Annotated in this window: 3 protein-coding genes; all 3 read right to left on the bottom strand. The window is 65.1% G+C overall.

Annotated features, from left to right (window positions below; all coding sequences use genetic code 11):
- Positions 1-139: 139 nt before the first annotated feature.
- Positions 140-577 (bottom strand): hypothetical protein, encoded by a 438-nt coding sequence (locus tag Q8K99_05020; protein ID MDP2181916.1) that lies wholly within the window; start codon positions 575-577, stop codon positions 140-142.
- A 169-nt stretch (positions 578-746) separates the two neighbouring features.
- The gene (locus Q8K99_05015; protein MDP2181915.1) at positions 747-1,187 is read right to left on the bottom strand and encodes a hypothetical protein; all 441 of its coding nucleotides are present in this window, start codon (positions 1,185-1,187) and stop codon (positions 747-749) included.
- Positions 1,180-1,966, bottom strand: a 787-nt coding sequence (locus tag Q8K99_05010; protein ID MDP2181914.1) for a hypothetical protein, incomplete at its 5' end; no start/stop codon positions are given. The genes Q8K99_05010 and Q8K99_05015, both read right to left, overlap by 8 nt.

Here is a 1,966-nt window from a genome sequence, read left to right as displayed (position 1 = left end):
GCCTTCTCTGTGAACCGTTCGAACATGATGGCTCGAGCCCCTCTCCTGAGGTACAGAAACCGGCCCGCTCGTGCGGCCGGAATGATTCGCTGGCTTGTAGTATACCCGCCTTACTGACACGGGGCAGGTCTGCCGAGGGTCAGAGCAAGCCGAATGCCAGCAGATGTGAGTCGGCTGGACTCACATCATGAGGGTGGCATCGCCGGTCGACTCTGGTTGAGGCTCGGCTGCCGAGAGGACCCGCCCGCCATTCCTCGGCCCTGTCGGTGGGCCTCGGAATCGGTGAGTCCCACCGCGTGCTCCCCCACTCTCCCCCGCTCTCTTGGATTCCGCGCTCTCGGAGCGCACCGAGCAGCTCCCGACAGAGCGCCACACACGACGCGGTGATTACTTCGGATGGCTCGGGCGCCGCCGCCTCCGCCGCAAGCTGACTACCCGGCGAATCCGGCCTGCCGAACAAGTCAGGCAGATGACCGAGCGCCTCCCTGGTGACCGCCCCAGCGACCTCATCATCCACGAGGCCCACGAGACCATCGGCCAGCCGTGCACTCTGTATCGCCTGAAGCAGCCGAAGCACATCCAGCGCGTCCTTGGGCTTGACCCTGTGTCCCGTCGGCCGCGTTCGAGTGCTCCAACGGTCACTCGCTCGGAGATCTTGATCGTCTTGGAGATCAGCAGCGCAGTGGACCCGGCCACCTTCATCGAGAAGCTACGCCTGTCAGTCTCCTCGAGTGCCCCGATGCTCATCAGGCTGTTGTCGACCAGCGTCGCCTCCAGCCCGTGGACCTTGGCATCGAGCCCCGTTCATGCGGCGGGATTCTGGCAGCACGCCGCCCTCCGCCGCCGACCGCGTCGGGCACCAAGAGGTCGACCGTAACCTTCGCGGGAACCCCACCGATCTCGCGCAACGATGCCCACACGCCGACCAGCTCTTCGCCGTCGCGGTGGTCGAGGAAGAACCTCGCTCCGCGCATCGCCGAGGCGATCTCCGGATCGCCAGCAAGAATCCGCGGATCAATCACCACATCGCCATCGGTCGTGAACTCGGCAACCGCGAACTGTGCGGCACCCGTGTGCAGGTATACCGCCTGTGCGCCAACGAGCACGAGCGCGCCGCGATGACTCTCGAGTGCTTCCAGCGCATCGAGCAGCGTTCTGCGCGCGACGATGTACTCCTCGCTATGCACGCCACGACTCCTCGTTCGCAAGCATCCAATCAATGAGCGCTTCGGCTTCTTCGGGACCGCGACCAGACGACGTGAGCAGATCGGCGACGGCCTGAGAGGGGGCGACGTATGTCAGGCCGTCATCGAGGACCGTTCGCTCGAAAACCACGCCGTCGAACGGTTCGGCCAAGACAACATTTGCACCTGTCTCTGCGGGAAGCAGACCAAGCATCTCCGTCGCCTGGTCCAGTCGCTCTACGTAGACGACACCGAGACGGGCGGGCGCAACCGGGGCTCGCCGCGCAGCGGCTAGCGAACCCGAGACCGCGCACCTCATGCCATTGGACGCGGATTCCCTCCGCAGCGCATCGAGGAGCGCGGGCAAGCCCCTGGGCTGCAGGCATGAGAGCGTGACGTTCGACGTCATGAACGAGTAGTTCCTAGTCCAAGCACGGAGGAGGTTGGGCCAGTCCGTGCGTCGGAGCGGACCGCGAGGCTCGCGACCGATGAGGTCTTCACGCTCGAGCATGGCTAGGAGCCGGGACACATAGCCAGGGTCGAGTTGAGCGATACGTGCAACCTCACGTGTGCCGAGCGGCGGGAAGAAATCCACGAGCGTGCGCACCAGCCGTCCCGCTTTGGCGCCCTTGAGGGACCGCGCCGGACGCTGCGCCGGCTCGGGGTCTTTGTTCGCGCCGACTCGCTCGATCGCCACCGCAGGTACATCGAGACGCAAGTACATGTTGCCGGTGAGGTCGATATAGCCCGCTCCGAGTGCAGATTCCAGTGAAGCCGAACAC

Source organism: Actinomycetota bacterium (assembly GCA_030682655.1).
In the GTDB taxonomy this organism is placed as follows: domain Bacteria; phylum Actinomycetota; class Coriobacteriia; order Anaerosomatales; family JAUXNU01; genus JAUXNU01.
The sequence above is the reverse complement of the archived record's forward strand: the minus strand, read 5'-3'. Positions and strand labels throughout refer to the sequence as shown.